Genomic DNA, 14,224 nt, shown 5'->3' with positions numbered 1-14,224 from the left:
TGCGGACCATCACCATTCTCCAGGAAGCGATACCATGTCAGACATAGCGGTGTACTTGGTGCTGAGCGTGGCGGTTTTTGCAGGCGCGTTCGTGTCCGGCCTTTCCGGCTTTGCGTTCTCGGCGGTCGCCGGTGCTATCCTGCTACACGTTTTTCCGCCCATGGAAGCTGTGCCATTGATGATGGCTTGCAGTATCACCGTACAAGCGGCCAATCTGTTCGCGCTACGCAAAAGCATGCAATGGAAGACCAGCCTCGTTTTCATCGCTGGTGGACTATTGGGCATTCCGATCGCGATCTATCTCCTCCAGAATGTGGATATCGGGATCTTCAGGCTGGGGTTTGGAATTCTCGTATCGCTGTACGCGGCTTATGCCTTGTTGCGGCCAACGGCTGCCTATTTGCGTCAGATGGACAGCCGGAGCAGCAACGCGCTGGTGGGGTTTGGCGGCGGGCTCGTCGGCGGCTTGACCGCGATGCCCGGCGCGCTTCCCGCGATCTGGTGCGATATCCATGGTCTCCCGAAAACCCAGCAGCGCGGCCTGGTTCAGCCCTACATCGGGGTCATGCAGCTTTTCGCCCTCGCGCTCATGCTTTCGCACCACAGCCTGTCATTAAAGGTCCTGATCGACTTTGGTATTTCGCTGCCCGCTTTGGCTGCCGGAACGGCTGTAGGGATCGTCCTGTTCGGGCGGATCAACGAAGCCGCCTTCAAACGGATCATCCTGGGCTTGTTGCTGTTTTCGGGACTTTGCCTCGTGATCTAGAACGGGTCTTCGCGACAAGGTGTGAATGGTTTAGGGACGCCGCATGTGAGCTCCGCAGGAGTCCCTGACAATGAGCGAGGTCTGAAGCCGCGTTGTGGTCGGCGGCTTGTCCGGATCCTTGATGCGCTCGAGCAGCAAATTGGCCGCGACCCTACCGATATCAAGGCAGGGCTGCGCAATGACCGTCAGCCGCGGCTCGAAGCTGTCGGCCCAATCGAAATCGTCGAATCCGACGAGCGCGACGTCGCGCGGCACCGCGAACCCGCCGCGACGCAGGCCCCGCATCACCCCGATGGTCGCGAGGTTATTGCCTGCGAGAATGGCCGTCGGCGGTTGCCCTAGCTGCATCAGACCATCGGTTGAGTCCGCAGCCGAGTCGATGTCGATCGAGCCGGGCGCGATCAGATCATCGTCGGCGTCGATTCCGTGCCGGATGACCGCCGAACGGTAGCCGGCTATTCGTTCGAGGGTCGTTGCGAAGCCCGGTTGGCCCGGCACCATTCCAATCCGCCGGTGCCCCAAACCGACGAGATGGTCGACGAGCCGCTCGACCGATTCCGCATTGTATACGCCGACCTGATCGAATTCCTGAGACACGAGACGGTCGACGAGCACCGCCGGTATCTTGTTTTCCCGGAGATAGGTGACGGCGCGCTCGCTGGACGTCGTCGACGGTGCGAGGATGATGCCGTCGACTCGGTGTTGATGCAGGGCCTGCACGACTTGCAGTTCCCGTTCCGGGATGTCGTGGGTGTCGGCAAGGAAGATCGTCATGTCGAGTGCCGCGCATTCGGATTCGACGGCCCGGATAATGTCGCTGAAATAGGGGTTCGATACGGTTGAGATGGCGATGCCAACGCTATTGGTCGAGGCGCGGGCGAGCGAGCGGGCGAGCGAATTGGGTGTGTAGCCCGTTGCCGCGATCGCATCGCGCACCGCCTTTTCGGTTTCCGGCCGAACAAAGCGTGTCCCGTTCAGGACGTGACTGACGGTGGAAAGCGAGACACCGGCGATCCGGGCGACATCGGCGATAGTGGCCATTTTAAAACAACCTTGAAACGTCCAACCAGGGACGAGGCCCGTTAATATTTGCGGTGCGAGAACATGATCCGAGAAAGCCCGCAGCGGCTTTCAGGAAAGATCGTGCTCGGACAAAGAGATCTGGTCATTGATCCGATTTCACGTGATTCCACTGTGTTGTGACACCAGGCTCAAGTTTACTCCGGTGTTGACGTCAAAGAAGTGAGCGCGGTCCATATCGATCCGGAATCGACGAGATTCTCCCGCATGCGCGTCCTCTTCGGGATGAACCCGGGCGATGGCGCGGAAGCTGCCCTCAGCGAGATCGAGAAGTGTCTCGTTGCCGAGGTGTTGGCTCACGTCGATTCGAAAGGCAATTGTTCCAGGCTCGGGTGCGTCGCGCGGTTGGAGTATGAGGTGCTCCGGCCGGACGCCGAGGGTGATCCGGTTCTGCCCCGCGGCTCGAAGCGTGCATCGCTGGGCCTCAGGAAGCTCGAGACGGATTGCGGTGTCCGGACGAACAAGCGCGGCGCCGTCGAACACGAATTCCAGGAAGTTCATCGACGGCGAGCCAATGAAGCCCGCGACGAATTTGTTTGCCGGCCGGCGATACACATCGAGCGGCGGCGCAGCCTGCTGGATGATGCCATCCTTCATCACGACAATGCGCGTGCCCATGGTCATGGCTTCGGACTGATCGTGGGTGACGTAGATGGTGGTGATGCCGAGCTCGTGATGCATCTTGGTCAGGAAGGATCGCGCCTCGACGCGCAGCTTGGCGTCGAGATTGGAGAGCGGTTCGTCCATCAGGAACACGCCCGGACGGCGCACCAGCGCGCGCGCCAGGGCGACGCGCTGGCGTTGACCGCCGGACAGCGCGCGCGGCAGGCGGTCGAGGTAGGCCGAGATCTGCAACCGTTCGGCAACGTCGGCAACGATGTGTTCCATCTTTTGCGCCGGTGTGCGGCGGATGCGGAGCCCAAAATTGACGTTGTCGCGGACCGTCATGTGCGGAAACAGCGCGTAGGACTGGAACACCATCGCGATGTCGCGATCCTTGGCAGGCAGGTGCGTCACGTCGCGGCCGCCGATACGAAGCGTGCCGTCGGAGATCGACTCCAGACCGGCGATCATCTGCAAAGTCGTCGTCTTTCCGCAACCGGACGGCCCGACCAGAACGATGAACTCTCCGTCAGCGATCTCGAGATCGAGATTCGGCACGACGACATGCGCGCCATAGCGCTTGACGATGTTTGCGAGCGATACGTGAGCCATCGATGAACAGCCTTCGGCTTTCGGAGGAATGCGGGACTAGCCTTTGGTGGCGCCAGCGAAGTTGCCCTCGGAGATCTTGCGATAAGTCAGTATGAAAAGGATCACGATCGGGATCTGCGAAATCACGAGGCCGGCCGCCGGCAGATTAAATACCGACATGTAGCGGTCGGAGTTCAGCTTGAGCATGCCGACGGTAACCGGGAAATTCGCCTCGGAATTGAGCAGGACGAGGCCGAACACGAACTCTTTCCAGATCGCGATGAAGTTGAGGGTAAACCCGACCAGGATTCCTGGCACCGAAAGCGGCAGAATGATCCGCCAAAACACCTGGAAGTCGGACGCGCCTTCGAGATAAGCGGCCTTTTCGATGTCGCGCGGGATCGTTGTCATGAAGCCGCGCAGGATCAGGATCTGCGCCGGCATGCCGTAGGCTGCGTGGACCACGATCAAGCCCAGACGCGTGTCGAGAAGATTGAGCGAGCGCAGCGTGTCGTAGAGCGGAATGATCACGGTCTGCTGCGGTAGCATCAGGCCCGTCAGGATGATGCCGAAGATCAGCTTCTTGCCGGGGACGTCAAGCCGCGACAGGGTGAAGGCAGGGACGAGCGCCAGGATCACGGCGAGTGCGGAGCCGGCCGTCGCATAGAGAAACGAGTTTGCCATCAGCGGTCCGAAGCCGAGTGCGAACCAGACCTTGAGATAGGGCTCGAAGGTCAGGTGGGACGGCAGCGCGAACGGACCGGCGAGGAAGTCATTGTTCGACTTGACTGAGGTCAGCACGACGAGCAGCACCGGGCCGAGCCAGATCAGCATCAGCGTCGCCAGCAGCGTGAAGCCGATGAGGCGTCCGGTGAAGCCCAGCAGCGCCCGGCGGCTGTCGGCGAAATTGAAGATGGCGTCAGACATCGAAGGCTCCCCTCATCAGGGTGCGGGTCACGACGGCAGCAAGGCCGACCGAGACGGCCAGAATGGCGACCGACAGTGCTGCGCCGTAGCCGAACCGGCCGTTCCAGAAGCTTTCGAGATAGACGAGGTAGCCCAGCACGTTGGTGGTGCCGAACGGGGCGCCCTTGGTCATCACGGCAATGAGGTCGAAGGCACGGAGCGATTCGAAGATCGTCAGCATGACGACGACCGCAGTGACCGGTCGAAGCTGGGGTAGCGCGATCTGGACCAGCATGCGCGGGTGACCGGCACCCTCGATCCGGGCGGCGTCGAACGTGTCCTTTGGGACATCGCCGAGACCGGCAAAATAGAAGATCATCGGCATGCCCGTGAAGGCCCAGCCGGAAACCACGGTCAGCGTATAGAGCGCGACGCGGTAGTCGCCGAACCACTCCATGACCAGTCCGCCGAGGCCGATCGACTGCAGCAGCGTATCGAAGGCGCCGAACAGCGGATTGAGGATGAGCAGGAACATCAGGCCGACCGATATCAACGACATGGTGACCGGGAAGAACATCACGGTGCGAACCAGCGTCGGAAACGGCAGGATGCGGGCGCGGAGACTGTAAGCGATGACGAGGCCGAGGCAGACGGGAAACACCAGCGTCACCGCGAGCCACTTCAGATTGTTGAACAGGGCCGTATAGAAGTAGCGGTCCTGCAGCATGTACTCGTAGTTTGCGAGGCCGACGAATGTCTTGGTCGGCGTCATGCCGTTCCATTCATAAAGGCTGAGAACGACGGTGTAGACGATCGGATAGCCGACGAAGACCGCGAAGACCGCGAGCGGCATCACGATGCCGAAGATCGTCGCAAGCACGTGGGCGCGAGCGAATTCGAACAGGCTCGGCTGCTTCCCTTGCAAGAGCTCGGACATTGTTGGGGCAACCTCGATCAGAGATGGTGGCAAGTCGGCGATGGTGCTTTGAAGGAGGACGCCGCGAGGAGAGAGAGTTTCCTCGCGGCGTCCAAGGCGGCGGTGCCGGCCAGGGACGCTCGCCGCCAAGAGAGGATCAGAAAGGCAGGATCAGATTTTTCCCCGCGTACGGATGGCTTCCTGTTCCGTGGTCTTCATCGCCTCCTCAGGCGTGACCGCACCGGCGAGGACGCCCTGAACCGCATCGAGGAACCTGTCGGAGATCGCAGGCGGGGTCGCATGGTCGACATGCATGAAGGTGAAGGAGCCGGCATTGGCCATGTCTTTGCCGAGCCGCTGCTCCATCTCGCTAAGGCCCGACAGATCCGCTTCGGTCGAAGACGGGAACGGCTTGTCGATCACGAGTTTCTCCGTCATGGCCTGCTTGGAGATCATCCAGTCGACGAACTCCGCCGCCTCGTCCTTATGCTGGCTCTTGGCGTGGATCATGATCGTGTCTTCCGCAAACACCGACATGACCGGCTTGTGTCCGTCGAAGGGCGGCATTGGAAAGTAGTCCATCGGGACGACGCAGCATTTCGCGTTCTCGCCACGGAAGCGGCCGAGATTGAACGAACCCTGGTACCAGTGCAAAGCCTTGCCTTGGCTCCACGGGACCATCGCCGGGCCGACGTCGATCGAATTGAACGACGGCTCGAAATAGCCCTTCTTGGAGAGGTCGGCCATGATCTGGGTGGTTTCGACAGCGCGCGGATCAGTCCATGGAATCTTGTTGCTGACCAGGCCGTCATAGGTGTCGAGACCGAACTTGTTGACCAGGATTGCGGACCACATGAACTGTGATGGCCACTTCTTCTGGTTCGCCAGCATGAATGGCCACAGGCCTGCCTTCTTGCCGGCTTCGGCGTTGGCCATCAGTTCGTCCCAGGTCTTCGGGACCTTTAGACCGAGCTTCTCGTAGAGGTCCTTGCGATACCACACGACCGACGCGCCGACCTCGGTCGGAACGAAGTATTTCTTGTCGCCGAAAGTGGCGAGTGACACACCGGCCGGGACCAGCACCTTCTCCCAGCCGTACTTCTGGTAGTAGGGGGTCAAGTCCGCCGCAAAGCCGTTCTTGATGACCTCCGCGGCGCGACCACCTTCCCAGGAATAGAAGATATCGGGCGGATTGCTGGAGGCGATCTCGATCGTCTGCTTGGTCTTGTAGGTCTCGCCGTCGACGCTGGCGCCGGTCACGTGGACCCGCGCGCCATTCTTCTTGTTCCACTCATCGATCAGATAGTTCGCGTAGATTTCCGACGATGGCCATGGCGCGCGATAGAAGTAACGAAGTTCGATCGGGGCGGCCGAGGCTGGCGCGCAGGCGGCACAAATCGCAGAGATGGCACTCGCTGCAAAGGTCGCCGCGAGAAGCATGCGGCGGTTCAGGGGCTGATTGAACGACATGATTTTCTCGTCCTCCTAGACACGCCATCCCGTCTCTCGGCCCGGGCGGATCCCTGGTCGAGCGGTGCGAGGCGTGAACGTCTTCCTCCATTTCGTGTCCGCATGACCTGCGGAAGCGTGAGCCAGGGCGCAGCGGTTTCTTTTTGAGCTGAAACTCGCAACCCCGCCTGGCACACGAATGGTAATTTCATCGAAGCGCTTGCGCAAGCGCTTTCTTTGCGGAAATTGTCTTCTACTGTCAGCTGCGGTTTGTCGCCCTCGTGATTCTGACCGGCGAGCTACGGGCGTGAGGATTGGGTTGCTTGTCCGTCGGAGCAAGATTTCTTCTCGCAGCAAAGTTGCTTATTTCCCGAAATTCGTTGAACTCTGCGCTCGGCATTTCATTCGCTTCCTGTGCTAGTGCTTGATCCAGAATTGAGCGCTCGTTGATTGAACGCGATCCGCGTTGCGTCCGTTGTGGTGGCACAACATTGGAAGTTTCATCCGTCATGTATCTCGGCATCGATCTCGGCACCTCGGCGGTCAAGACTGTGCTCGTCGATGGCGCCCAGCGCGTGATTGCAAGCGAGAGCCGGGCGTTGACGATCGCCTCGCCGCTATCAGGCTATTTCGAGCAGGATCCCGCGCAGTGGATCGATGCGACGTTTGCCACGCTGGACGCCTTGAAGGCGACGCATGCCAGGGAGTTGGCGGCGGTCGAAGGCATCGGACTGTCGGGCCAGATGCATGGCGCCACGCTGCTCGACGCGAGCGACACGCCGTTGCGGCCTTGCATCCTCTGGAACGACGGACGGTCCGCCGCGGAGTGCCGTGTCCTGGAGCAACGCTGGCCCGCCTTGCGTGCGACGACGGGCAACAAGGCGATGCCCGGATTCACGGCGCCCAAGCTGCTCTGGATCGCGACGCACGAGCCTGAGATTTTTGCGGCCACGAAACGCGTCCTGCTTCCGAAGGCGTATCTGCGCCTGGTCTTGACGGGCGAAGCGATCGAGGATGTCTCGGACGCATCGGGATCGCTGTGGCTCGACGCAGCGCGCCGGGACTGGTCGGATGCGGCACTGGCCGCGACCGGCCTGTCGCGCGCGCACATGCCGCGTCTGGTCGAGGGTTGCGCGCCCTCGGCCACATTGCGCAGCGAACTCGCGCAGCGCTGGGGCATGATCAGGCGGCCGATGATCGCGGGCGGCGCCGGTGACAATCCAGCGGGCGCCATCGGCATCGGCGCGATCAGGCCTGGAACCGCGTTTATTTCGCTGGGAACCTCGGGTGCCCTGCTGGCGCCGACAAGCCACATTGCCGCCAACCCGGATCGCGTCGTCCACACCTTCTGTCACGCGATCCCTGCAATGTGGATTCAAGCCGGCGCGATCCTCTCGGCGGCCTCTTGCCTCGCCTGGGTTGCGCGCCTGTTCGGAGTTGCCGAGGCCGAATTGCTGGCGCCGCTGGGATCGCGCCCGCAGGCGCCGTCTCCCGTGAGCTTCCTGCCTTATCTTGCGGGTGAGCGGACGCCGCACGACGACCCCGTCGTGCGCGGCATGCTCGATGGTTTGAGCCATAGCACTGACCGCGGAGCGATCGTGCAGGCCGTGCTCGAGGGCGTCGCCTTCGCGCTCGCGGATTGCCGCGATGCGCTCGCCGATGCCGGCATTGCGGTCGCGGAAGCCGATGTGATCGGCGGCGGTTCACGGTCCCGGTTCTGGCTGTCGGTGCTGGCCAACGTTCTCAATGTTCCGATCCATCGCTTTGCCGAAGGCGAAACCGGTGCGGCGTTCGGTGCGGCGAGATTGGGGCGGCTTGCTGTCACGAGCGAGGCAATCGACGCCGTCTGCACGCGGCCGCAACGCATCGAGACATTCGAACCTGATCGCGTGCTCGTCGATGCCTATGCCGAGCGGCTTCCCGCGTGGCGCGAGCTGTATCGGCCGCGCCACTAGCATCGCTTCGATTTCGCATTCCCCTCTGTTCGGTATTGCCGTGCGCCGCGGCCTTTTGTTTAATGCGCGAACCGCGCTGGCAAGAAACGAGACGCGGGTAGGAAACGCGTTGTGCGCCGGGAGGCACGATGAACGATCCGATCCTCGAGATGCGTGGGGTCTCAAAATCCTTCTTCGGCATCAAGGCGCTGCGGACCGTCGATCTCACCGTCTATGCCGGTGAAATCCATGCGCTGATGGGTGAGAACGGCGCCGGCAAATCAACCCTGATGAAAATTTTGTCTGGCGCCTACAGGCCGGACCCCGGCGGGGAGATCCGCATCGAGGGCAAGCCGGTGCGCATCGAAGGCCCGCTCGGCGGCCGCGCCGCCGGCATCTCGATCATCTATCAGGAACTGTCTTTGGCTCCCAATCTGAGCGTTGCGGAGAATATTTATCTCGGCCGCGAGGTCTCTCGTTCAGGATTTTTGGCGCGCGGCGCCATGCGGGTCGGCGTTGGCCCGATCCTGGAGCGGCTGGGCGCGGACTTCTTGCCGTCGACGTTGGTGGCGCATCTCTCCATGGGGCAGCGCCAGCTCGTCGAGATCGCGCGTGCGCTGCACGTGCGTTCAAAGATCCTGATCATGGACGAGCCGACCACCGCGCTGTCGGCCGGCGAGAGCGAGCGGCTGTTTGCGCTGATCCGTCAGCTCCGCGCCGAGGGGCTCGCCATCATCTACATCTCGCACCGCATGGACGAGGTCTATGCGCTCGGTGACCGCGTCACCGTGCTGCGCGACGGCCGTCTGGTCGGCTCGCTCGACAAGCAGGATATCCGCGCCGACACCATCGTCCGCCTGATGGTCGGCCGCGACGTCTCCTCCTTCTACAAGAAGGATCACGATCCCGAGGCCGGGAAGGGGCACCCCGTGCTCACCGCAATCGACATGGCCGACGGGCAGCGCGTCAAGGGCTGCTCGCTCACCGTGCATGCGGGCGAAGTGGTAGGGCTTGCCGGCCTGATCGGCGCCGGCCGCACCGAGCTTGCGCATCTCATCATCGGCGCGGCGCCGAGAATTTCGGGCTGTCTCGAACTTGAAGGCCGCCCGATCGACATCCGTACCCCCGGCGAGGCACTCGAGGCCGGCATCGCCTATCTGACGGAGGACAGAAAGGCGCTCGGCCTGTTCCTCGACATGTCATGTCTGGACAACATCAATCTCGCGGTGCTCGGGCGCGATGCGAAGCTTGGCTGGTTCCTGGATCGCGACAAGGCGCGCGAACGCGCCGACAGGGCTTTCGTGGGACTGAGCATCCGCGCCGCCAATGTCGGCGTCCCGGCCGGTGGCCTGTCCGGCGGCAACCAGCAGAAGGTGCTCCTGTCGCGGCTTCTCGCCATTGTGCCAAAGGTCTTGATCCTCGACGAGCCGACGCGCGGCGTCGACGTCGGCGCCAAGTCGGAGATCTATTCGATCATCGACAATCTTGCGAAGGCCGGCACCGCGATCCTCGTCATCTCGTCCGACCTGCCCGAGATCATCGGCATCTGCGACCGCGTCATCGTGATGCGGTCGGGACTCGTTGCAGGCGAAGTCAGGCGAACCGAGACGGCGCCGCTGAATCAGGAGGACATCATGGCCTTTGCGACGGGGATGGAGCATCTCGATGCCTGATAACGGATCAACGCAGGCGAAAGTTGCCACGGCAAACGGCCTTGCCGCCGCCCAGGCGACGAAGCGCCAGCGCATCAGGCTCCTGATCCGCGCGGCCGGCATGCTGCCGGTGTTGCTGCTGCTCTGCGCCGGCTTTCATTATATGTCGGACGGCCGTTTCTTCACCGGACAGAATCTCGGCATCGTCTTGCAGCAGGCCGCCGTCAACACCGTGCTCGCCGCGGGCATGACCTTCGTCATCCTCACCGGCGGCATCGATCTCTCGGTCGGCTCGATCCTAGCGGCGGCCGCGATGGCTGGCCTGACGATGTCGAAACTGCCCGAGCTCGGGGCGTTGTGGCTGCCGGCCGCCGTTCTCACCGGTCTCGGCTTCGGAATCGTCAATGGCGCGCTGATCGCGCTGTTGCGGCTGCCGCCCTTCATCGTCACGCTGGGCTCGCTCACCGCCGTGCGCGGTCTGGCGCGGCTGCTCGGCGCCGACACAACGGTGTTCAATCCGTCCATTCCCTACGCCTTCATCGGCAATGGCTCGCTGACGCTCATTCCCGGCGTCGCATCGATCCCGTGGCTGTCGGTGATCGCTCTGCTCGTCATCCTCGTGTCGTGGCTGGTGCTGCGCCGAACCGTGCTCGGCGTGCACATATATGCGGTCGGCGGCAATGAGAGCGCGGCGCGGCTTGCTGGCATCAAGGTCTGGGCCGTGCTGATCTTCGTCTATGGCGTGTCGGGACTGTTGGCCGGACTTGGCGGTGCCATGCAGGCGGCGCGGCTCTATGCAGCCAACGGCTTGCAGCTCGGACAAAGCTACGAGCTCGATGCCATCACCGCGGTGATCCTCGGCGGCACCTCTTTCGTCGGCGGCATCGGCTCGATCTGGGGGACGCTGGTCGGCGCGCTGATCATCGCCGTTCTCTCGAATGGCCTGATCCTCACCGGCGTCTCCGACATCTGGCAATATGTGATCAAGGGTCTGGTGATCATCGGCGCCGTGGCGCTGGATCGGTATCGGCTGCAAGGCTCCGCCAGAACCTGAAAAGGCTCGGCGCGCACCCGCGTGCGTGATGCGAGATTCCGTTACGGCAACTGGTCTGCCGTGCCGGGGACAAAGACAGACCAGGGAGGAAGCCAATGTTGAAGATGACCACGCTCGGCGGCGCCGCGATGGCGCTCACCCTGACCATCGCGCCGTCCTTTGCCAAGGAGCTCAAGTCGATCGGCGTCTCGCTGGGCTCGATGGGCAACCCGTTCTTCGTCGCGCTGTCGAAGGGCACCGAGTTCGAGGCCAGGAAGACCAATCCCAATGTGAAGATCACCACCGTCGGCTTCGAATACGACCTGGGCAAGCAGGTCACCCAGATCGACAATTTCATCGCCGCCGGCGTCGACCTGATTCTGTTGAACCCCGGCGATCCCAAGGCGATCGGGCCGGCGATCAAGAAGGCGCAGGCGGCAGGCATCGTCGTCGTCGCGGTCGACACCGCGGCCGATGGCGCCGATGCCACCGTGACCACGAACAACGTTCAGGCGGGCGAGATCTCGTGCCAGTACATCGTCGACAAGCTGGGCGGCAAGGGCGACGTCATCATCGAGAACGGACCGCAAGTCTCCGCCGTGATCGACCGCGTCGTCGGCTGCAAGAACGTGCTCTCGAAAAATCCCGGCATCAAGGTGCTGTCCAGCGACCAGGACGCGAAGGGCTCGCGCGAAGGCGGCCTCACCGTCGCGCAGGGCTATCTGACGCGCTTCACCAAGATCGACGCCATCTTCGCCATCAACGATCCGCAGGCGATCGGCACCGACCTCGCAGCACGCCAGCAAAACCGCAGCGGCATCATCATCACCGCGGTCGATGGCGCGCCCGATATCGAGGCCGCGCTCAAGGATCCGGCGGCGCAGCAGGTCCAGGCGTCGGCTTCGCAGGACCCGTTCTTCATGGCGCGGCGCGCCGTGCAGGTCGGTGTCGGCATTCTCAACGGCCAGAAGCCCGCCTCGACCGTCGAGCTGCTGCCGTCGAAGCTCGTAACCCGGGACAATGTCGCCGACTACAAGGGCTGGACCTCGGACCGTTCGCAGTAACGCGCACCACAGCTTTGGCGGGCTGCGGCCCAATTCGAGAGTGGCGTCCCGGGAAACTTGCCCGGGCGCGCCTGTGAGGTTGACCCCAGCGACCGATATGTCAAAGAAGGGGGGAGTTTTGACGGTGGGTCGACCGAATGGGTGCGCCCACGGGCGCTATTTGGAGCATTTGCGGATATGGCTGAGCGGGTCGCTCTCATCACCGGTGTGACGGGGCAGGACGGCGCCTATCTCGCCGAATATCTGCTGTCGCTCGGCTATGTCGTGCACGGCATCAAGCGGCGCTCGTCCTCGTTCAACACCGCGCGTGTCGACCATCTCTACCAGGATCCGCATGTCGGCAACGTGCCGTTCCTGATGCATTACGGCGACATGACGGACTCGACCAATCTGATCCGCCTGGTGCAGCAGATCCGGCCGACCGAGATCTACAACCTGGCGGCCCAAAGCCACGTCGCCGTCAGCTTCGAAAGCCCGGAATACACTGCCAATGCCGACGGCATCGGCGTGTTGCGGCTCCTGGAAGCGATCCGCATCCTCGGCATGGAGAAGGAGACGCGGTTCTACCAGGCCTCGACCTCCGAGCTCTATGGCCTGGTGCAGGAGGTCCCGCAGAAGGAGACCACGCCGTTCTATCCGCGTTCGCCTTACGGCGTGGCAAAACTCTACGGCTACTGGATCACGGTGAACTACCGCGAAGCCTACGGCATGTTCGCGTCCAACGGCATCCTGTTCAACCATGAGAGCCCGATCCGCGGCGAGACGTTTGTGACCCGCAAGATCACCCGCGGCGTCGCCCGCATCGAGGTTGGGCTCGAGCAGACGCTCTATCTCGGCAATCTCTCGGCCAAGCGCGACTGGGGCCATGCCAAAGACTATGTCGAAGGCATGCACAAGATCCTGCAAGCGGATAAGCCCGACGATTTCGTGCTCGCCACCGGTGAGACGCGCTCGGTGCGGGAGATGGTCGAGCTGTCGTTTGCGCAAATTGGCCGCCGCATCGAATGGCGGGGCCAAGGCGTCGACGAGACCGGCATCGATACCAAGAGCGGCAAGACGGTCGTGAAGATCGACCCGACCTATTTCCGCCCCACCGAGGTCGATCTCCTTGTCGGCGATGCCAGCAAAGCGCGCGAGGTGCTCGGCTGGACACCGAAGCGGAGTTTTGCGGAACTCGTCGCGGAGATGGTGGCGAGCGATCTGGCTGAGGCAAAACGGGATGTAGCCGGTGGCAAACGCACCGTTTGAGCTGACAGGCAAGAGCGTCTACGTCGCCGGCCATCGCGGCATGGTCGGCAGCGCACTCGTGCGCCGGCTCGCCCGCGAGCACGTCCAGCTCGTCACGGTAGACCGGCGCGAGGTCGATCTCTGCAACCAGGCCGCCGTGTTCGACTGGTTTTCGAGGACGCGGCCGCAGGTCGTGTTCCTTGCCGCTGCAAAAGTCGGCGGCATCGTCGCCAACGCCACGCTGCGCGCCGAGTTCATTTACGACAACATCGCGATCGCGGCCAATGTGATCCATGCCGCGCATCAAAACGGTGCCGAGAAGCTGATGTTCCTCGGCTCCTCCTGCATCTATCCGAAGCTAGCCGCCCAGCCTTTGCGCGAGGACACCGTGCTGACTGGCCCGCTGGAGCCGACCAACGAGCCCTATGCGATTGCCAAGATCGCCGGCATCAAGATGGCGGAAGCCTATCGCAGCCAGTACGGCAGCGACTTCATCAGCGTGATGCCGACCAATCTCTACGGCCCCGGTGACAATTATCACCCCGAGCTGAGCCATGTGGTCGCCGCCCTGATCCGGCGCTTTCACGAGGCGAAGGTTGCGGGCGCCAAGAGCGTCGTCGTGTGGGGCACCGGGACGCCGCGGCGCGAGTTCCTCTATGTCGACGACATGGCGGATGCCTGCGTGCACCTGATGAAGACCTATTCGAGCACGGAGCTGATCAATATCGGTACCGGCGAGGACATCACCATCGCCGAGTTCGCCCGCGTGGTCGCCGAAGTCGTCGGCTATACCGGCGAAATCAGTTTCGACACTTCGCGCCCCGACGGCACGCCGCGCAAGCTGCTCGACGTCAGCCGTCTCGCAAAGCTCGGCTGGCGCTCGGAGACCTCGCTTCATGAGGGCCTGAAGCGCGCATATGCGGCGTATCAGGCCGCGGCGCAGGTCCCTGCGCAATAATCCTGTGATCGCTCGCAGTGCGAGCGCGGCCCGCGAGCAGGCCGA

Annotated in this window: 12 protein-coding genes; 7 read left to right on the top strand and 5 right to left on the bottom strand. The window is 62.7% G+C overall.

The features are described 5' to 3' along the window. The first annotated feature begins 34 nt into the window (after positions 1–34). Positions 35–766: a sulfite exporter TauE/SafE family protein gene (locus UP06_RS35120; protein ID WP_045008259.1), complete on the top strand. Its 732-nt coding sequence runs from the start codon at positions 35–37 to the stop codon at positions 764–766. A gap of 30 nt (positions 767–796) precedes the next feature. On the opposite strand, the gene UP06_RS35115 is transcribed toward UP06_RS35120, so the two are convergent. The 5 genes from UP06_RS35115 to UP06_RS35095 all read right to left on the bottom strand — a co-directional run bounded on the left by UP06_RS35115 (position 797) and on the right by UP06_RS35095 (position 6,332). Then, the gene (locus UP06_RS35115; RefSeq protein ID WP_045008258.1) at positions 797–1,807 is read right to left on the bottom strand and encodes a LacI family DNA-binding transcriptional regulator; all 1,011 of its coding nucleotides are present in this window, start codon (positions 1,805–1,807) and stop codon (positions 797–799) included. Between the two features lie 138 nt (positions 1,808–1,945). Next, complete coding sequence (locus UP06_RS35110) at positions 1,946–3,061, bottom strand: ABC transporter ATP-binding protein (RefSeq protein WP_045008257.1); 1,116 nt, start codon at positions 3,059–3,061, stop codon at positions 1,946–1,948. A gap of 36 nt (positions 3,062–3,097) precedes the next feature. Then, a complete protein-coding gene (locus tag UP06_RS35105) occupies positions 3,098–3,967 on the bottom strand; it encodes a carbohydrate ABC transporter permease (protein WP_045008256.1) in 870 nt (289 codons plus the stop codon). Further along, complete coding sequence (locus UP06_RS35100) at positions 3,960–4,883, bottom strand: carbohydrate ABC transporter permease (RefSeq protein ID WP_045008255.1); 924 nt, start codon at positions 4,881–4,883, stop codon at positions 3,960–3,962. Before UP06_RS35100 ends, UP06_RS35105 begins: the two co-directional genes overlap by 8 nt. Positions 4,884–5,033: 150 nt before the next feature. Beyond that, positions 5,034–6,332, bottom strand: coding sequence for an ABC transporter substrate-binding protein (locus tag UP06_RS35095; protein WP_045008254.1), 1,299 nt, complete (start codon positions 6,330–6,332; stop codon positions 5,034–5,036). Positions 6,333–6,820: 488 nt separating this feature from the next. On the opposite strand from UP06_RS35095, the gene xylB reads away from it, so the two are divergent. The 6 genes from xylB (at position 6,821) to fcl (ending at position 14,179) form a co-directional block, all read left to right on the top strand. Further along, complete coding sequence (gene xylB, locus UP06_RS35090) at positions 6,821–8,266, top strand: xylulokinase (RefSeq protein WP_045008253.1); 1,446 nt, start codon at positions 6,821–6,823, stop codon at positions 8,264–8,266. A gap of 128 nt (positions 8,267–8,394) precedes the next feature. Further along, complete coding sequence (locus UP06_RS35085) at positions 8,395–9,918, top strand: sugar ABC transporter ATP-binding protein (RefSeq protein WP_045008252.1); 1,524 nt, start codon at positions 8,395–8,397, stop codon at positions 9,916–9,918. Further along, complete coding sequence (locus UP06_RS35080) at positions 9,911–10,951, top strand: ABC transporter permease subunit (RefSeq protein WP_045008251.1); 1,041 nt, start codon at positions 9,911–9,913, stop codon at positions 10,949–10,951. Before UP06_RS35085 ends, UP06_RS35080 begins: the two co-directional genes overlap by 8 nt. Positions 10,952–11,046: 95 nt before the next feature. After that, positions 11,047–11,994 carry an ABC transporter substrate-binding protein gene (locus UP06_RS35075; protein WP_045008250.1) on the top strand — a complete coding sequence of 316 codons (948 nt, stop codon included), beginning with the start codon at positions 11,047–11,049 and terminating at the stop codon, positions 11,992–11,994. A gap of 177 nt (positions 11,995–12,171) precedes the next feature. Beyond that, positions 12,172–13,242, top strand: coding sequence for a GDP-mannose 4,6-dehydratase (gene gmd / locus UP06_RS35070; RefSeq protein WP_045008249.1), 1,071 nt, complete (start codon positions 12,172–12,174; stop codon positions 13,240–13,242). Continuing rightward, positions 13,223–14,179, top strand: a complete 957-nt coding sequence (gene fcl / locus UP06_RS35065) for a GDP-L-fucose synthase (RefSeq protein WP_045008248.1) — start codon at positions 13,223–13,225, stop codon at positions 14,177–14,179. The genes gmd and fcl overlap by 20 nt, the downstream gene beginning before the upstream one ends. Positions 14,180–14,224: the final 45 nt, after the last annotated feature.

Origin of the sequence: Bradyrhizobium sp. LTSP857 (genome assembly GCF_000938285.1) — a bacterium.
Lineage (GTDB): Bacteria > Pseudomonadota > Alphaproteobacteria > Rhizobiales > Xanthobacteraceae > Bradyrhizobium.
Note: the sequence above shows the minus strand (reverse complement) of the source record. Positions and strands in the feature narration are given on the sequence as shown.